We start from the raw sequence: 16,450 nt of genomic DNA, 5'->3' as shown, positions 1-16,450 counted from the left end.
GTTATATTATTTTTATATTCACACCTTAAATACCATAAATTTAAACAGACGCAAAGCGACATGATCATTGATAAAGATCCATCAATCCGGCTGTCATTCATTATAACGGCAATTATATTCTGCTTGGCAGGGATGGGGTTGTATGGGAAAACCCTTGCCCTGATTGCACCATCAATTACGACGGTCTGTTTGATATGGGCCGTATATCATTTTTTAAGTGGGCCGTCCGTGAGCCGATCCGTAATCCGGGGGCGCATTATTCTATTGATTTTCACAACCTATATCACTTGGTTTGTCTGTCTTACCGGCGGCATTTTCAGTCTTGGTCTCTTTTTTTTCATCATGGTTATGGCCGCAACCGTCCTATTTGCTGATTTATTCGGTTTTTTTGTTATATGTTGTTTTTTTTCAGCATTACTTGCATTTTTCTATTGGGGTCCCTCCTGGGGTCCGGGTGCATTGAATCTCAATGAATATCGCCTTGTGTTTTTTATCATTTTATTTTCCGGCATTGGATCTGTATTGTTTTTAATACTCAAAAAACAACAGGTACTTATCATGGAAAAGCAATTGGTTCTTGAATTTTCTCAGAAAGTTCAAGAAGAGGCTAAAAACGCCATTGAGGTTAAGGACCGATTTTTGGCCAACATAAGCCATGAAATACGAAATCCCATGAACGGGGTTTTAGGCATGCTTCACGTTCTTCTTGACTCTGAGCTTGACACCGAGCAAAGACGCTTTGCAGACACTGCCTATAACAGCGCCAAAGCCCTTTTAACCATTGTTGATGATATTCTGGATCTGTCCAAAATTGAAGCCGCCAAGATTGAACTTGATATCCGCCCCTTTGATCTTGAAATCGCCGTCAAGGATATTGTCTCTTTACCGCAATTGCAGGCCAGGCAAAAAGGACTTGAGTTTACTTATAATATTGATACGAATGTGCCAAGACTGATCAAAGGCGATATCGGCAGGATACGCCAGGTGATATTAAATTTTACCAATAATGCAATTAAATTCACTGAAGCCGGTTCTGTGACTCTGACTGTGTCACTCAAAGAGGACAAAGAAGAATATGCACTGATCCATTTCAGCGTGGATGATACCGGCATCGGTATCAGCGAGGAGGCACTCAAAGGCCTTTTTTTACCTTTTGTTCAGGCCGATGCGTCTATAACGAAGAAATATGGCGGTACCGGTCTTGGTTTATTCATATCAAAATTGTTCATTGAACTCATGGGTGGTCAGGTGGGTGTGGACAGCATTGAAATGATAGGCTCCACGTTCTGGTTTGAAGCGCCTTTTGAAAAACAGCCGCCAGAGGAGATTGCCCAGGACCTGTCTGCTGTTCCCGTAAACCGAATCAGAGTGGTTGCCGTATCTGACAAGCAGTATCCCAGCACCCGTCTGACTAAACTGCTTAACCAAATCGGGTTTGATTATGAGACGTGTGAACACAGTCAACTTATTGAACATATTACCCTTGCAAAAACTAATTCAACCCCTTTTCGTGTGGTTATTATGGAGGTTGGCGAGTCTGATCAATATGCAAGAAATCTTGGCCGGGAATTCATCCGGGATACTGAGTTGAACAGCCTTGTCTGTATTCTGGTCACGGCTGTGGGCAAGCAGGGGGATGCAAGGGAATTTGAAGATCTGGGCTTTTCAGCCTTTTTAAGCTTTCCTTTGGACGAGACCATTCTCCAGGATGCCATCCATACGGTGCTTTCACCAACCTACCAGAAGAGCCGCCAGGCCATTATTACCCGGTATGCCCTTGCAGAGCGCAGGAAAAGAGCATTTAAAATTTTGATCGTGGATGACATTGGAACCAATGTCGTGACGGTTAAGGAAATTATACGCAAACAGGGATACCTGACCGATTCGGCCTCCAACGGACTCCAGGCTGTTGAAAAGGCAAAGACGAATAAATACGATTTGATTTTCATGGACTGTCAGATGCCTGAAATGGACGGCTATGAAGCCTGTCGCCAAATCCGGGCATATGAATCCTCAGAAAAGCGTGTCGCAACTCCCATCATTGCTATGACCGGCAACGCTTTTGAAAGGGACCGGCAGGCCTGTAAAGCAGCCGGCATGGATGATTTTATTTCAAAACCGGTCAATCCCCATGCTTTAATTGAACTTATTAATCGGTATAAGTCGCAAAGCTTAGCTTCGGCGGCATTTGAAACACCGGATTTTGACATGCCTGGACCTGATATTCATAACGTTGAAAAACAAGAACAGGGGGGGAGTGTCACTCCTCTGGAGGATAACGATGCGTCCGCACCCGTATTTGACCGGACCGGATTTCTTGAACGTTTCGGCAATGACGAGGAAATGGCTGCAGAGGTTCTTGCATCCTTTTTCCAGGAAGTGGAAGGACTTGTTGACAACCTTGTGGCGGCTGTTAAAAAAGAGCCCTGTGATTTTGAACATGTCAAAGCCTGTGCCCATGCGTTAAAAGGCGCTGCCGCCAATGTAAATGCAGAGCAGTTGAGACTTGCCGCCTTTGACATTGAAGCCCGGGCCGGTAAGGGTGCGCATTTGGACCCATTGGTTGTATCCGAAATGTTTAAGAAATATTTGAATCGGTTTAACGGGAAAGCCATTTTATGATTGATATTAAAACCATGACCATACTGATTGTGGATGACATGAAAAGTATGCGCCTGACCCTGCGCAAAATGCTGCGGAATCTTGAAATCGGCAAAGATCTTTTGTTTGCGGATAATGGGAGATCAGGTTTAAGTACGCTGAAAAATTCTTCTTGTGATTTACTTATTGTTGATTGGAACATGCCGGAAATGAACGGAAGCCAGATGCTGGCCAACCTGCGCCGGGACAAAAATATCAGGGACATTCCTGTTGTTATGGTTACAGCCGAAAACGAACGCGATATTGTGGCCGATGTTGCAGAATACGAAGTGGACGGGTATCTTCTTAAACCATTAACCCTGTCCGCTTTGGACACAAAGATAAAAAGTGTTATTGAGGCTGCCAACCACCCGGATAAGGCAAAACTTCATCTGCTTGAGGCAAGAGCATGTGAAGAAGCCGGTAATATTGAAGGCGCCATAGACGAAACCCGAAAAGCCCTGGCGCTTAAACCCAATGCATCACGGATTTTAAGAAAACTTGGGCTTTTATACCTTGAGATCAAAAAAAACGAAATTGGCGAAAAATGTCTTCAAAAGGCCGTTGCCGTAAACCGGCAGGATACAATATCCAGAAGACATCTGGCCAAGTTGTACATCAATAAGCACGCCTTTAAACGTGCGGCTAAGCTTTACATGGAAATCCTTTCGTTCAGCACCAGACATTTTGATTCCGCTGTTCAGTTGGGCGAAACACTTTTGATTAATGGTTTTAGAAATGAGGCAAGAATGCTTTTTTCGCGTATCATGTCAAAAAGCCGATCCAGCAAGGGACTTCAGGAAAAAATCATTAATATCTGCATGGAGAACCAGGAATATGAGTTTGTGGCCGAGATTGTTACCGAGGCGATCAAAGATAATCCTTCCAACATGGATTTGATGTATAAAGCCGGCACCATTTATCTTGAAACCGGTGATCAGGAGAAAGCCATGGAATGCTTTGTCACCGTTGATAACAACAGGCGAGGGGATATTAAAACCAAACTTCAGATCGCCCAGATTCATTTCAATAATAGACGTATTCTCCAGACAGACGACTATTTGAACCGCATTTTGAGAATTGATCCGTCAAATAAGGAAGCCCTCAAAATGCGCCAACAAATATAATGCGTTATTTTTCAACGCCTACATGGTTAATGGTCGAGGCCATATAACCTGCCCCGAAGCCATTGTCGATATTAACCACAGCAATATTTGAGCTGCAGGAATTCAGCATACCCAAAAGGGCTGTCAGGCCGTTGAAGCTTGTGCCGTAACCAACACTTGTCGGCACTGCAATGACAGGTGATTTGACAAGACCTCCCACCACCGATGGCAGGGCGCCTTCCATGCCTGCGGCAACAATAATGACAGATGCTTCTTCAAGGTCGGCCTTATGTGCGAAAAGGCGATGGATACCTGCGACCCCGACATCAAAAAGCGTTTCGACCCGGTTACCCATGGCCTTTGCCGTTAAAGATGCCTCCATGACCACCGGAATATCGGAGGTTCCTGCACTGACAATAAGGATCGTCCCCTGGCCTGTAATCTCAGGGGGCTGTTTTTCTATTTTTAACAGATGTGCGTCATCAAAGTATTGCGCATTGGGAAACCGTGAAAGAACCATTTCTGCCTTTTCCGGGTCAATGCGGGTGACAAGCACGATATTTTCCGATTGTGCCAGTTTTTCAAGAATGGCAATAATCTGTCCCGAAGTTTTACCCTGCCCGAAAATCACCTCGGGGAAACCTTTGCGAAGGGCTCTGTGATGATCCACATGAGCGCAGCCGATATCTTCAAATGAGAGATGTTTTAATTGATCTGCCGCCTGGCCGACAGGCAGTGCACCGTCAGCTACCATAGAAAGAATTTTAGTTAATGTATCAATGTTCATATAACGTTTAAGCGTTTTGCCTTCTTAACCAGGCAAGTCCTTTTCCTGCTTTATCTGTTTCTTCCGAAGAAGGTGCCTCTTCCCGGGTTGAAGGTTCCTCTTTGGGGGCCGCTGCCTGCCGGGAAGGTATCGTCTTGTCTTTTCCCCACTTGTAATGACCAAATTTACAATATCCCTGAACATTATTGAACCTGGCGTCAATGCTCTTGGGAATGGGGATCACATTGCCTTCAACAGATGGTATCAGAAATTCGGCCAAAGGGATAGACCCTCCCCCGGATACGACAATGGAGTCAATATCCCAGTCATTTTTCCACAACCGGTTCAGATCAGAGGCAATGGCCGAGGCGGCATGGGTATACACCCGTTTTTTAAGACTAATCACATTATACTCTTTGCCCCGGATTTTAATCACGCCGGATTCGATGAACTTAAAAATTTTGTAAAGTTCAATATTAACCCCACTTTCCTGGCGCAGCTTATCCGCAATCACGGAAAAACATTTGGACACCCCCGTGTCCATGGTTGATGAGCCCCTTTCAATGTACTGAAGATGATCAAAAATGGAAAAATCCGTTGTTTTAAAACCGATATCCACCACCCCGAGCTTGGAGGCCGCAAAATCTCTGTCACAGATTTTTCCGTTATCGTCAAAAATCAGGTTAAAGATGGAACCAATGGGCTGGGGAATGACATGCACCTTGTCAATTGAAAGTTTTCTGTGTTCATCCGGTGCGTCCTGGTGATGATATATAATTTCGTGCTCACCCTGGATAATCTGTTTAAGCCGCTTGGTATCCCGTTTTAAGTATGCCACAGGCAAGCCGGTGACCACATTGATCGGGCCATGGGTTTGGGAACATGTGCCTGCCGCTGCAAGGGCCAGAATCTTGATGAATTCTTCCACCATTTTTTCCTGGTCAAGGGTATATTCGGTCAGGCTGGACTGGCGCTCGGCGTGGGATCCTAAAAAATAAGTCTTATTGTCCAGGGTGATATGCAGGTTGGCCGTTGAGGCAACATCGCCCATGGATGACATAAATTGAATTTCAGCCGCATCGCCGATCAGGGATTTGAAAATTACCGAATTTTGTCCGTTATATGCTTTTGTAAAACCAAACCCCACATCTATACCGATAATTTCCATGTTTTGACCTCCTGATGTAATATGCTTGGATATGTTGTGAACTGTTTTGGAATTGTTTCATGACAAAGCTATCACTGTCCCCATAATCAGTCAAGGAATCAGGGCGGCAACATATAAAAAAACAACATAATCCCTGGTTACATCCCTAAATTAAGAAAGAAACATCTCATATCCCGCCGCTTGATTCTACCCTTGTAATCAAATACTATTAGCCATGAAATTAAAAACAAAAATTTTGGGCGTTTTGTTGACAATACTGCTTTTGTACGGTGTTTTAAGCTGCGGTATTGAGTGCTTTGTGGTTTTCCCGAGTTTTGTTTTGCAGGAAAGGCTTGAAGCCGATAAAGACATGAACCGGTGCCTTGAAGCTCTCAGAAGGGAAATTCACTACCTGGACGAATTTGTCCATGACTGGGCGGCATGGGATGATGCGTATGATTTCGTTCAGAACACCAATATGGACTTTATCCGGTCGAATCTTGTTCATACAACTTTTATCGACAACAGATTAAACCTCGTTATGCTTCTGGATCTGGACGGCCATGTCCTATGGAAAAAAATGCTGGATTTAGAAACCGGCCTGGAACTGAATATCACCGAACTCCCGGACGACCGTATTCCAATGTCCCATGCATTCATGGCCCACACAAAAGATATAGAAAGCAGTGTTGCCGGGGTTTATGCCACAGAAAAAGGTCCACTTCTTGTGGCGTCGCGGCCGGTCATCCGAAGCCTTCACCACGGGCCGGCAAAAGGCTATCTGGTCATGGGGCGCTTTCTAAACGAGAGGTACATGAAAACCCTTAAGGGCCAGACTAAAGTAGACCACCGATATTGGCTTTCACAGGACATGTCTATGCCGGATGAATCCCGGTCGATATTTGAACGTCTGCAAAAAAATCCCGGGCCCGTATTTGAAGAACAGGATAAAAACATGCTTTTCGTATACGATGTGTTTAAGGGGCTGACCGATTCCTCTGACCTCATCATCCGGGCCGAAATTCCCCGGCAGATCATGAAATATGCAATGAACACCATGTTTTTTGTTTTGATTTCCACTGTTTTGGCCGGATTTATCCTGCTGCTTGTGATGTTTTTTTTATTGAACCGGGTAGTGATTGATCCTTTGGGAAAACTGACGGCAAGGGTCGTATCTTTAGGAGACTCAAAACAGGCCCTATCTCCTCTCTTTTTAAACCGGAATGATGAAATTGGTATTTTATGCGGTGAGTTTCAAACGCTTTTTAACAAGCTGACCCAGGTTCATGAAAATTTGAAACAAACCAATCTCCGTTTGAATCATGAAATCCGGGAGCGGAAAAGTTACGAAGAGGAACTCCAGTCCCAACGGACACGGCTGCGGCACCTCACCTATAAACTCCTTTTGACGGAGGAAAGGGAGAGAAGACGGCTTGCATCAGATCTTCATGACCAGATCAGCCAAAATTTGGCGATCTGCCAGTTAAAACTCTCAATGCTCAAGGAGTCTTGGACGCCGGTTAATAAGAGCCGGGCCGGGGAAATAAAAGAAATAGAAGATAAGTTGGAAGAAATTATTCAGGAAACCCGTACCTTGACCTTCGAAATAAGCCCACCGATACTTTATGAACTGGGATTAAAGCCGGCTTTGGAGTGGCTATTGGAAAACACCTTCAGAGAAAGCGGCATCGAAATGCTTTTGGAGGGAGATCTGGAGGAAGATCGGCTGGATAACAGTTTGAGTATTCTTATTTTCAGAACAGTAAGAGAACTACTTCACAATATCATCAAACACGCAAATGCTTCAAAAACGACGGTTTGCCTGTCTCAAGAAGCGCATTTTTTTGAAATCCGTGTTACGGATAACGGGGTTGGGTTTGATCCTGAAAAACAGTATAAAAATATCGGGTTCGGCCTTTTCAGCATCCGGGAACGGTTCAGCTCCATTGGCGGCAAGTTCTTGGTGCTGTCTGAGTCCGGTGCGGGAACCCGGGCAATTTTGAGGGTCCCGTATATCAGCCACGGGCTGACCTGATTTTCCTCCGTGGTTTAAGCCCGCAAATAAAGTTGAAAGCTCTGCGTTACACAGACTATTTTATAAGTTTAAAAAATACCGTTTAAAGGAAGCATCATGGAAATAAATATCATTCTGGCCGATGATCATCATGTAATTCGTGAAGGGCTAAGGCTGCTTCTTGACCGGGAAAAGGATCTTTTTGTGCTTGCCGAGGCTGATACTGGAAGGGCGGCACTGTCAGCAGTTAAAAGATTTAAACCGGATCTTGTGATCATGGATGTCTCAATGCCCGACTTAAACGGTATGGAAGCCACCCGCAAGATCTTATCCGAGGCCCCCGATACCAAAGTTATGGCCCTTTCCATGTACTCGGACAAACGCTTTGTTGAAGGGATGTTCCAGGCGGGTGTGTCCGGTTATATTCTGAAAAATTGCATTGCAAGAGAACTGGTGGCAGCCATCCGCCTGGTGGCAAAAGGACAGGTCTACATCAGCCCTGAAATTGCAGGGACCATTGTGGACGGGTTTCTGTCACGCTTTGTTCCTGAAAATGATACAAATCGGCGTATAAATCGGAAGACTTTGACTGATCGGGAACGCGAAATTCTTCAATTGATCTCCGAAGGTAAAAATACCAAAGAGGTCGCTGAAAAACTCCATGTAAGTTCAAAAACCGTTGATGCCCACCGAAGAAACATCATGGAAAAGATCGGCGTCCATTCCATTGCGGAGTTGACCAAATTTGCCATACGTGAAGGGATAACTACCCTGTAAACTCGTCGTAAAGCCCTTTTTACCCGCAAGTTTAAGCCATCGGCTATGCCTGAACTAGGCATTTTGCCAATATTCTTTCAAAATCGCATCTGGTAAAGTGAGATATTATCGGCTCCTAATGTTCATCAAGTCAGGCTACATTCTGCCTTGCGGCAGACAACTTTATTTTATACCCAAAAAAATATTAAAAGGAGAGGAACATGAAGAAAAAATTGGCAAGTATTCTAGTAAGTTCTCTATTTTTGATTTCGGCAGTCTGGGCTGCCGGCGGCAGACCGACAGTCAATTCCGATGTAGAAAAACTCGGGATGCGGCTGTATAACGACAAGAACATGTCAGTTAACGGTAGCCAATCCTGCCGGAACTGCCATCACCACTTCAGTGGGTTTGCAGATATCACCAATTATTTAAATCCTGATACCAATTTTGTTTCAACCGGTGCAGACGGTGTCAGCAAAGGTGGACGCAATGCGCCTTCTTCTGCCTATGCCGGGTTTAGTCCGATTTTGGAAAAAATCGGTGATGAATGGGTCGGTGGTATGTTCTGGGACGGCCGGGCAGCCGGTTGGACCCTGGGTGACCCACTTGCCGAGCAGGCACAGGGTCCGCCTTTAAATTCGGTTGAAATGGCCATGCCCAGTAAAGAGGCGGTGATTCAGGTAATCAAGGATTCCGATTACCTGAACCTGTGGCTCAGGGTTTTCGGCACTGGATCGCTTGATGACGTGGACGCAGCCTATGACAACTTCGGCATCGCCATAGCTGCATATGAGCGCTCCACAGATGTGACTAAGTTTACCTCAAAGTTTGACGATCCAACGGCAAAATTTTCTGATGCGGAGCTGGCAGGGGCTGAGCTTTTCGCGGTCAACTGTGTCTCCTGCCATTCCATGGAAAAGAATGTTAATGCGCCGGCTCCCCTATTCACTAATTACAAATACGACAATATCGGCGTGCCGGCTAACCCGGGAATTCCGTCAGATGGACCGGATTTCGGTCTGGGGACTGTGGTTGGAGAGGAGGATCAAAACGGTAAATTTAAAATCCCAACCCTCCGCAATATTGCGCTTACAGCCCCTTATTCCCACAACGGCATGTTTCCAACCCTCATGGAAATGCTTCAGTTTATAAATGACCGAAGCGGTTTTACACCGGAAGTTTCAGACAACCTGTCAACAAAAGTCGGAAACATGGAGTTATCAGATGAGGATCTGGTAAAGATCGAAGCATTTTTAATGACCTTGACGGACGATTATTAATAATCGATAATTAAAAAGTTAAAAAAACTATGAGCGCCTGCCTTCGCCGTTTCAGAAGGTAAAGCCTGGAATCGCGGGGCAGGCAGCCAACACAGGAGAAAAAGCCATGGCAAAAAAAATGAAATCTTTTTGTTTGTTTTTTTGCGGTTTTGTGGCCATCTCATTGCTTGTGCTGCAAATGCCTGCCCCGTGTTACGCTTTTGACATTGCGATCGATGTGTCTCCCAATGTACTCAACATTCAGAGCAACAGTACCATCGTTACGGTTCATACGGACATTGCCTATAGTCTGGTGGTCGGCGCGAGTGTGTTTTTGAACGGGGTTGCCATAGACTGGTGGAAATCAGATGACAGGGGCAACTTTGTTGCCAAATTTGAATCAGATGAAATAAAGACTTTGGACGGCCTGAGCATCGGCGATTATAACACACTGACACTAACCGGATACACGACCGGCAGTGAGGCCTTTATAGGAACACAGGACATCATGGTCATAGACAATATTCCGGTCGGTGGCCGGGATTAGACCCGGCTGAAGATTTCTCCAAAAATAAGATCCGAACAACGCCTACTTTTTGATGGGTGGCATGCGGCACTTTATCATTGACTTTTACGGCTTGTGGGCTTGCTTCGTCCAGGTAAAACCGGCCCGGACCGGATAGTGATCAGAGGGAAAACAGCCGTTAAAGGAATCCTGTATCACCTGTTCGGATATGGGCGTCAGGCCGTTCCTGTATAGTATCCAGTCGATGTGGAGCCCTGTTTCTTTTCCGGTAAAATCATGGAAGGTGGTGACAGGCTTGTCTTCCATGACCAGACCAAATCTACGGGATTTAAAACACCGATGGGCAGGGGAACCCGGGGTGGTATTAAAGTCGCCGGTAATGATCTGGGGTATGCCCTCTGGAAAGCGCTTAAAGAAATCCATGACCAGGCCTGCACTTTTTTGCTGGACCTCGGATTTGAAATCAAAGTGGGTGTTGGCTATGAGCAGGTGCCGGTTTCTCTTTTTAAACCATCCAATGACGCACTGCCGGGGCCATCTGGAACCGGGAAGCCGGGAGGGGATATCCGGGGTGTGGCTCAAGAAAAAGTGGCGGTGGCCCAGACATTCCCATGACGCGTCGAACAGGATCAGAGTATTCTGCCACCATTCAACTTCTTTGTTGTACCAGCCGATGTGACCGTAACGCATCAGTGACTTGGTCAGAAATTCGGCCTGGAAATGGTTGACCTCCTGGAAGCCGATAAAATCGCAGGGATAGGTTTTCAGAATTTTTTCCACCAGGGGCTTGCGGTATTCCCAGGCATGAGGCCCGTCTTTGGCCAGACCGAACCGAAGATTAAACGTCATGACAGTAACCGGGCCACCGGGCCTGTCTTTGTCCTTTTGGGGGACGGATATAGGAGAGAGTTCTGCCATCAGTACATAGAATGCGTTATTATCTTCCGCCTGTCAACACCCGTTCACCCCCGGACAAAGCCAACCCATGCAAATTTTAAATTGCAGTAAGCGGGTTATTGATTTCCATGCGACTAACATGCAAAGAAAATTCAACGTTACCAGCCGCCCCCAATTGATTGCAAAGGCCTTAAGAAGAAAGTTAATAAGTTTGGCTATGTTCCCTTTAAATGTTGAAACTCAATAAATGATTTCTATCTTTTGGATATACTCCAAGAAGGAGGAAATCATGAAAAATAAAGACTTTTCACAATTATTGCTTAAAATCACCGAAATGGATCATCGTCAACGAAGTAGCTTGCTGAATGCCCTTACATATCTCTCCGATGATAGTCAGGTTGTCGAATGTATTGAATCACATTTTGACGCAGACGGCAAATGTCCCTTCTGTNTGCCGATGCCGCCCAAAGATTACTGCCCCAGGTCCGGGCCGCGGCCGCTGCACTAAACAAGCCCGTATCCCCGGAACTGCTTGAGTCCATCTATCACCGGACATTGTGCACCGGGCATTAGGCATTGTTAAAAACTTTGATGACGTCGTAAAAAGTCTCCGCCGACTTGCGTTATGGCGCCTGATCAGACGCTCCATATGTTAATAATATATGCGCATCTTCTCCCCTGATCAGACACCATGCCTTTTAGGCGGAGACTTTTTACGACGTCATCAAGGGTTCAAATTATTCTTCTATCACTATAGCTTTGCTTTAACGCTTTTGATCTTGTCTTCCATGCCCTGGCTCCGGTCGGTCCTTGTGCCAAGTTTAATGGTTGTTGTTATTCTGGGGGCGCCCATTTCATGGATTTTTTCGTGGCACTCTTTAACGGCTTTAAACACCGTGTCCCACTCTCCTTCAATGTTGGTGCCGTAAGCGTGCAGGTTTGATTTCAGTCCTGCCCCGGTAATGATTTCATGGCATACGGCTACGTATTTGGATACAGACACGCCTACGCCCATGGGAACAACACAAAGATCAATAATAACATTCATTTTAATAATCCTTATTTTTTGTTAAATTTCGAAAAGCACCGGTTCAAGCATAAAAAATATAGTTGGTCACGTTCAAAAATTTTACCTTGTTTTTCATGATTTGCAACATTCATCAGATTTATCTAAAATTTAATGGGCTGATTGGGATAAAATACTTTAGGAGAGTTAATGTTATGGTGCAGAACATTTTTTATATTGTACTCCTTGTAAGTCTTTATTTTACAACTTTTGTAAATTATCTCCTTTTTCACACATTGGCAGAAATTTTCAGTATCATTGTCGCCTGTTCGTTTTTCCTGATTACCTGGAACTCCAAGAAATATATAAAAAATCCCTACCTCCTGTTTATTGGAATTGCATACTTTTTCATTGCTTTTTTAGATCTGCTTCACACGCTTTCCTACAAAGGAATGCCAATATTCACAGGCTATGACTTTTATGCCAATCAATTGTGGATTGGTGCACGTTATATGGAATCTATGACGCTTCTCCTTGCTTTTTTCTTTTTAAATAAAAACAAACAATTCAATCCTGAACTTTTGTTTTTGATTTATACGGTTATAACCGCTTTTCTTGTTGCAAGCATCTTTGTTTGGCAATCTTTTCCAGTCTGCTTTATAGAAGGATCAGGCCTGACACCGTTCAAAAAGATAAGTGAATACATCATTTGTGTCATTCTTCTTATTTCCATGCGGCTGTTACATAAAAAACGCAAGCTGTTTGAAGGGGAAATTTATAATTGGATGCTGATTTCAATGAGTTGTACTGTTGTTTCTGAGTTGGCGTTTACATTTTACATATCCAACTATGGGGTTTCAAATCTCATCGGCCATTATTTCAAAATTTTTTCATTTTATTTTATTTACAAAGCCATTGTTAAGACCGCCATCAAAGACCCGTACAAAATTATATTCAAGGAACTGGACACTACCATAAAAAGCCTGAATGATGAAATTACGGAGAGAAAAAAGCTTGAGCACGAAAAAGAAGAAAATATTGCGAAACTTAAAAAAGCACTCGAAGATATAAAAACCTTGAATGGATTGATTCCTATCTGTTCGCACTGTAAAAAAATCCGTGATGACAAAGGGTATTGGAACCGCTTGGAAACATATATTGATGAACATTCCGAAGCAACTTTAAGTCATGGTATCTGTCCTGAATGTATTAAGAAACATTATCCTGGTCATGTTGGTTAATGATCAATGTATGTTGGTTGATTTTTTTATCGCGGGATTTATATTCTTTTTACGTCTTAGCGAAGATGAATTTTAAATGAACATGACAAATAAGAGTGTGGAGGAAAAATATGGCAAATCAACTTAAGACCGGTATACTGCTGATCATGATGACCGCTTTATTTCTGGTGCTCGGATATCTTTTAGGGGGACGGACCGGCATGTTCATTGCCCTGATTTTTGCCGGTGTCATGAATATTTCAAGTTATTGGTATTCGGATAAGGTTGTTTTAAAAATGTACCGGGCCCAGCCCCTGGAAAGGTCCCAGGCGCCTGGCCTGTTTGATACGGTCGCCCGTCTTGCCCGTCAGGCAGGGCTGCCCATGCCCAAGGTTTATCTTATTCCGGAATCTGCGCCCAATGCATTTGCCACGGGCCGGAACCCGGAACATGCCGTTGTCGCTGTTACCCAGGGGTTGATGACCATGATGAACCAGGAGGAGCTTGAAGGAGTGCTGGCCCATGAATTAGGCCATGTAAAAAACCGGGATATTCTTATCTCTACCATCGTGGCCACCCTGGCCGGGGCCATCATGTGGATTGCGTCCATTGCCAGGTTTTCAGCCTTTTTCGGCGGCAGTGATGATGACGAGGGCGGCCTTGGTATCATTGGTGTGCTTGTGGTCTCCATGGTGGCACCCATTGCCGCAATGATCGTTCAGATGGCCGTTTCCAGATCCCGGGAATACCTGGCAGATGCCACCGCTGCAAGCATTACCGGAAATCCCAACGGCCTGGCATCGGCCTTGTCAAAGCTGGGAGGCTTCAGCCGCAGCCAGGCTCAGATTAATGCCAGCCCGGCAACAGCCCATATGTTTATTGTCAATCCGCTAACCGGAAAACAGATGATGAATCTGTTCTCTACCCATCCGCCCATTGAAGACCGTGTGGCCCGGCTTGTGGGATCCCAGCCGTCCGGTCGTAATTTTCCCGGCAATTCTCGACAGGAAAATAGAAACGGCCATTCGGACGGCGCAAGCATGAATGACCGGAGTCGGTCATTTTGGGACAACATGTCCTGATAACAAGGAGATGTCATGGTATTTTCCCTGAAAGATATTTTAAGGATTGAAGTTGCTCCGGCACTTGGGTGTACCGAACCTGTGGCCGTAGCACTGGCCGCTGCCGCTGCAGCGTCTTTGATTGACGAACGGCCTTTTGAATCCATTGAAGTCTGGGTAGACCCTAATATTTATAAGAACGGCATGGCCGTGACCATCCCCGGCTCCAACAACCTTTCCGGCTTGGATAAGGCGGCAGCTTTAGGCGCATTCGGAGGTGATCCAAAGCTGGGCCTGGAAGTGTTGGACTCTGTTTCCGAACAAGCCCTGGATCAGGTCGTTCAATTTTGCTTGGATCCGTCAGTGCCCATTCACCTTCTTGAAAATATCCGGGGCATCTGTGTGCGGGTGCGCATTACTGCCGGTGGCCGGCAGGCAGAAGCGGAAATCAGGGATTTTCACGACCAGATTGTCCGGCTCAGCCTGGATGGGAAAAATCTTGAAACCCATCCTTTGCTGTTCCATGTTCACCAAAACAAAGAACCTGACCGGGCCAAGGTGGAAGAATGGATCAAGGGCCTGACTTTAGATGAACTTTTGGCCCTTGTGGACGAGCTGGATGATGAGGACCGAAAGTTTCTCAAAGAGGGGGTGGATGTCAATATGCGCCTGGCTGATCACGGACTGAAATACGGACCGGGACTCGGAATCGGCAGGGCTTTTGAACGGCTGATCCGGCAGAACCTGATCCGTCAGGACATGGTGCTTGCCGCCCGCATGCTGGCCTCAGCCGCAGCTGATGCCAGAATGGCCGGGGTAAACCTGCCGGCCATGAGTTCAGCCGGCAGCGGGAACCATGGGCTGACCGCTACTTTGCCTATCTGGGCGGTCAAAGACTATGTGAGCGCCTCCGAGGATGTCGTGATTGAGGCCTTGGCCTTAAGCCACATGATCACAGCCTATATCAAGGCCTATACAGGCCGGCTGTCTGCCATCTGTGGCTGTTCCGTGGCAGCCGGGGCAGGTGCCGCCGCAGGCGTGGCCTATCTTTTGGGGGGCACCACCCTTCACATTGCCGGGGCCATCACCAACCTCATCGAAGACCTGGCCGGGGTAATCTGCGATGGTGCCAAACCCGGATGCGCCCTGAAACTGGCTACTGCCGCCGGAACCGCAGTTCATTCAGCCCTGTTTGCCCTCCAGGGGGTCCGGGTCCAGGCCACTGATGGTATCACCGGTGTGTCTCCGGAAAAAACGATGCAGAACATCGGCACCCTCTCCCGGGAAGGCATGATCGAAACAGACCGCACCATCCTGAAAATCATGATTGAAAAAAAGTTTACCGCAAAAAAGTGATCACGGGAAAAGCCTGGATCACCCGTATCAGTTGTTCTTGTTTTGTTTCTTAGATAATTTTGAATCGAATCGTTCTTTGTTGATGACAAACCGCACGTGCTTCCCTTTTGAAATCAGATCAACACCATCATGTGCTTCTAAGTTAAAGACCAGTTTTTTCCCCTTGACCCCTGTTAATTCAGCGACAACCGTGATTTCCAGACCCGGGGGCGTTGCCGCTTCATGGCTCACGTCAATGTGTATACCCACGGTTTGTTCCTGGGGCCAGTCAATGTGAGGGATGACGGCTTTTATACATGTCCATTCAAGCAGACCCACCATAAATCCCGTGGCAAAGACTTCCGGCATAACCTGAAACTCTTGTGCTTCCGGATAGAGTGCCGGAACGGTTTTTGAGAGGGGGACCGTGAATTTATGTTCATAGCGGATACCTGGTTTTAACGTCTCTTTCATCTCGCTCTCCTTGGCGTTTGCAAATGATTATGCCCATTTTTTCCGGACCAGTATTGTTATGGAAGGCTGCCTTTTTTTCTTTGGATTTGATTGTGTTTGTTACCATGGCTTTTGTTTTATAGCAAGATCTGAAAATGCAGCCAATGATCGAATTAGTGATAGAAATAGTAAGTCATGGTGAATTTTATATTCTATTTATAAAATTTGCTTGAAGTTTGTCATATGTTTCGGTATCATCACCGG

At 45.7% G+C, this 16,450-nt stretch carries 15 protein-coding genes; 10 read left to right on the top strand and 5 right to left on the bottom strand.

Translation table 11 applies throughout. The features are described 5' to 3' along the window. Positions 1-60: 60 nt before the first annotated feature. Complete coding sequence (locus tag B147_RS0105950) at positions 61-2,622, top strand: response regulator (protein WP_020586320.1); 2,562 nt, start codon at positions 61-63, stop codon at positions 2,620-2,622. Further along, positions 2,619-3,767 carry a response regulator gene (locus B147_RS30095; protein WP_020586319.1) on the top strand — a complete coding sequence of 383 codons (1,149 nt, stop codon included), beginning with the start codon at positions 2,619-2,621 and terminating at the stop codon, positions 3,765-3,767. Before B147_RS0105950 ends, B147_RS30095 begins: the two co-directional genes overlap by 4 nt. A gap of 4 nt (positions 3,768-3,771) precedes the next feature. On the opposite strand, the gene larB is transcribed toward B147_RS30095, so the two are convergent. Further along, positions 3,772-4,533: a nickel pincer cofactor biosynthesis protein LarB gene (gene larB / locus B147_RS0105940; RefSeq protein ID WP_020586318.1), complete on the bottom strand. Its 762-nt coding sequence runs from the start codon at positions 4,531-4,533 to the stop codon at positions 3,772-3,774. A gap of 7 nt (positions 4,534-4,540) precedes the next feature. Continuing rightward, on the bottom strand, positions 4,541-5,680 hold the full coding sequence (locus tag B147_RS0105935; RefSeq protein WP_020586317.1) for a ParM/StbA family protein: 1,140 nt from the start codon (positions 5,678-5,680) through the stop codon (positions 4,541-4,543). 247 nt (positions 5,681-5,927) lie between these two features. Between B147_RS0105935 and B147_RS30090 the strand changes: the two genes are divergently transcribed. The 4 genes from B147_RS30090 (at position 5,928) to B147_RS0105915 (ending at position 10,235) form a co-directional block, all read left to right on the top strand. Continuing rightward, complete coding sequence (locus B147_RS30090) at positions 5,928-7,694, top strand: sensor histidine kinase (protein WP_169400700.1); 1,767 nt, start codon at positions 5,928-5,930, stop codon at positions 7,692-7,694. Positions 7,695-7,790: 96 nt separating this feature from the next. Further along, on the top strand, positions 7,791-8,450 hold the full coding sequence (locus B147_RS0105925; protein WP_020586315.1) for a response regulator: 660 nt from the start codon (positions 7,791-7,793) through the stop codon (positions 8,448-8,450). A gap of 200 nt (positions 8,451-8,650) precedes the next feature. After that, positions 8,651-9,709 (top strand): cytochrome-c peroxidase, encoded by a 1,059-nt coding sequence (locus B147_RS0105920; protein WP_020586314.1) that lies wholly within the window; start codon positions 8,651-8,653, stop codon positions 9,707-9,709. A gap of 106 nt (positions 9,710-9,815) precedes the next feature. Continuing rightward, complete coding sequence (locus tag B147_RS0105915; protein WP_020586313.1) at positions 9,816-10,235, top strand: hypothetical protein; 420 nt, start codon at positions 9,816-9,818, stop codon at positions 10,233-10,235. An 84-nt stretch (positions 10,236-10,319) separates the two neighbouring features. Here B147_RS0105915 and B147_RS0105910 read toward each other — a convergent pair whose 3' ends face one another. After that, entirely contained in the window at positions 10,320-11,063 is a 744-nt protein-coding gene (locus B147_RS0105910) for an endonuclease/exonuclease/phosphatase family protein (protein ID WP_245568937.1), read from the bottom strand. Between the two features lie 136 nt (positions 11,064-11,199). On the opposite strand from B147_RS0105910, the gene B147_RS33430 reads away from it, so the two are divergent. After that, on the top strand, positions 11,200-11,358 hold the full coding sequence (locus tag B147_RS33430; RefSeq protein ID WP_083927822.1) for a LuxR C-terminal-related transcriptional regulator: 159 nt from the start codon (positions 11,200-11,202) through the stop codon (positions 11,356-11,358). Between the two features lie 504 nt (positions 11,359-11,862). On the opposite strand, the gene B147_RS0105900 is transcribed toward B147_RS33430, so the two are convergent. After that, complete coding sequence (locus B147_RS0105900; protein ID WP_020586310.1) at positions 11,863-12,159, bottom strand: MTH1187 family thiamine-binding protein; 297 nt, start codon at positions 12,157-12,159, stop codon at positions 11,863-11,865. 62 nt (positions 12,160-12,221) lie between these two features. On the opposite strand from B147_RS0105900, the gene B147_RS27580 reads away from it, so the two are divergent. The 3 genes from B147_RS27580 (at position 12,222) to B147_RS0105885 (ending at position 15,754) form a co-directional block, all read left to right on the top strand. After that, complete coding sequence (locus B147_RS27580; protein WP_083927821.1) at positions 12,222-13,358, top strand: membrane-associated sensor domain-containing protein; 1,137 nt, start codon at positions 12,222-12,224, stop codon at positions 13,356-13,358. Positions 13,359-13,468: 110 nt separating this feature from the next. Further along, complete coding sequence (gene htpX / locus B147_RS0105890; protein WP_020586308.1) at positions 13,469-14,419, top strand: zinc metalloprotease HtpX; 951 nt, start codon at positions 13,469-13,471, stop codon at positions 14,417-14,419. A gap of 15 nt (positions 14,420-14,434) precedes the next feature. Beyond that, positions 14,435-15,754 (top strand): L-cysteine desulfidase family protein, encoded by a 1,320-nt coding sequence (locus tag B147_RS0105885; RefSeq protein WP_020586307.1) that lies wholly within the window; start codon positions 14,435-14,437, stop codon positions 15,752-15,754. A 27-nt stretch (positions 15,755-15,781) separates the two neighbouring features. Here B147_RS0105885 and B147_RS0105880 read toward each other — a convergent pair whose 3' ends face one another. Next, complete coding sequence (locus B147_RS0105880) at positions 15,782-16,207, bottom strand: thioesterase family protein (RefSeq protein ID WP_020586306.1); 426 nt, start codon at positions 16,205-16,207, stop codon at positions 15,782-15,784. Positions 16,208-16,450 lie beyond the last annotated feature (243 nt).

Source organism: Desulfobacter curvatus DSM 3379 (genome assembly GCF_000373985.1).
In the GTDB taxonomy this organism is placed as follows: domain Bacteria; phylum Desulfobacterota; class Desulfobacteria; order Desulfobacterales; family Desulfobacteraceae; genus Desulfobacter; species Desulfobacter curvatus.
The sequence above is the reverse complement of the archived record's forward strand: the minus strand, read 5'-3'. Positions and strand labels throughout refer to the sequence as shown.

What these genes read in the sequence shown, in the direction of transcription:
- B147_RS0105950 (WP_020586320.1), top strand. Translation starts at nt 61, where the DNA reads ATGATCATTGATAAAGATCCATCAATCCGGCTGTCATTCATTATAACG.
- B147_RS30095 (WP_020586319.1), top strand. Translation starts at nt 2,619, where the DNA reads ATGATTGATATTAAAACCATGACCATACTGATTGTGGATGACATGAAA.
- larB (WP_020586318.1), bottom strand. Translation starts at nt 4,533, where the DNA reads ATGAACATTGATACATTAACTAAAATTCTTTCTATGGTAGCTGACGGT.
- B147_RS0105935 (WP_020586317.1), bottom strand. Translation starts at nt 5,680, where the DNA reads ATGGAAATTATCGGTATAGATGTGGGGTTTGGTTTTACAAAAGCATAT.
- B147_RS0105925 (WP_020586315.1), top strand. Translation starts at nt 7,791, where the DNA reads ATGGAAATAAATATCATTCTGGCCGATGATCATCATGTAATTCGTGAA.
- B147_RS0105920 (WP_020586314.1), top strand. Translation starts at nt 8,651, where the DNA reads ATGAAGAAAAAATTGGCAAGTATTCTAGTAAGTTCTCTATTTTTGATT.
- B147_RS0105915 (WP_020586313.1), top strand. Translation starts at nt 9,816, where the DNA reads ATGGCAAAAAAAATGAAATCTTTTTGTTTGTTTTTTTGCGGTTTTGTG.
- B147_RS0105910 (WP_245568937.1), bottom strand. Translation starts at nt 11,063, where the DNA reads ATGACGTTTAATCTTCGGTTCGGTCTGGCCAAAGACGGGCCTCATGCC.
- B147_RS33430 (WP_083927822.1), top strand. Translation starts at nt 11,200, where the DNA reads ATGCAAATTTTAAATTGCAGTAAGCGGGTTATTGATTTCCATGCGACT.
- B147_RS0105900 (WP_020586310.1), bottom strand. Translation starts at nt 12,159, where the DNA reads ATGAATGTTATTATTGATCTTTGTGTTGTTCCCATGGGCGTAGGCGTG.
- htpX (WP_020586308.1), top strand. Translation starts at nt 13,469, where the DNA reads ATGGCAAATCAACTTAAGACCGGTATACTGCTGATCATGATGACCGCT.
- B147_RS0105885 (WP_020586307.1), top strand. Translation starts at nt 14,435, where the DNA reads ATGGTATTTTCCCTGAAAGATATTTTAAGGATTGAAGTTGCTCCGGCA.
- B147_RS0105880 (WP_020586306.1), bottom strand. Translation starts at nt 16,207, where the DNA reads ATGAAAGAGACGTTAAAACCAGGTATCCGCTATGAACATAAATTCACG.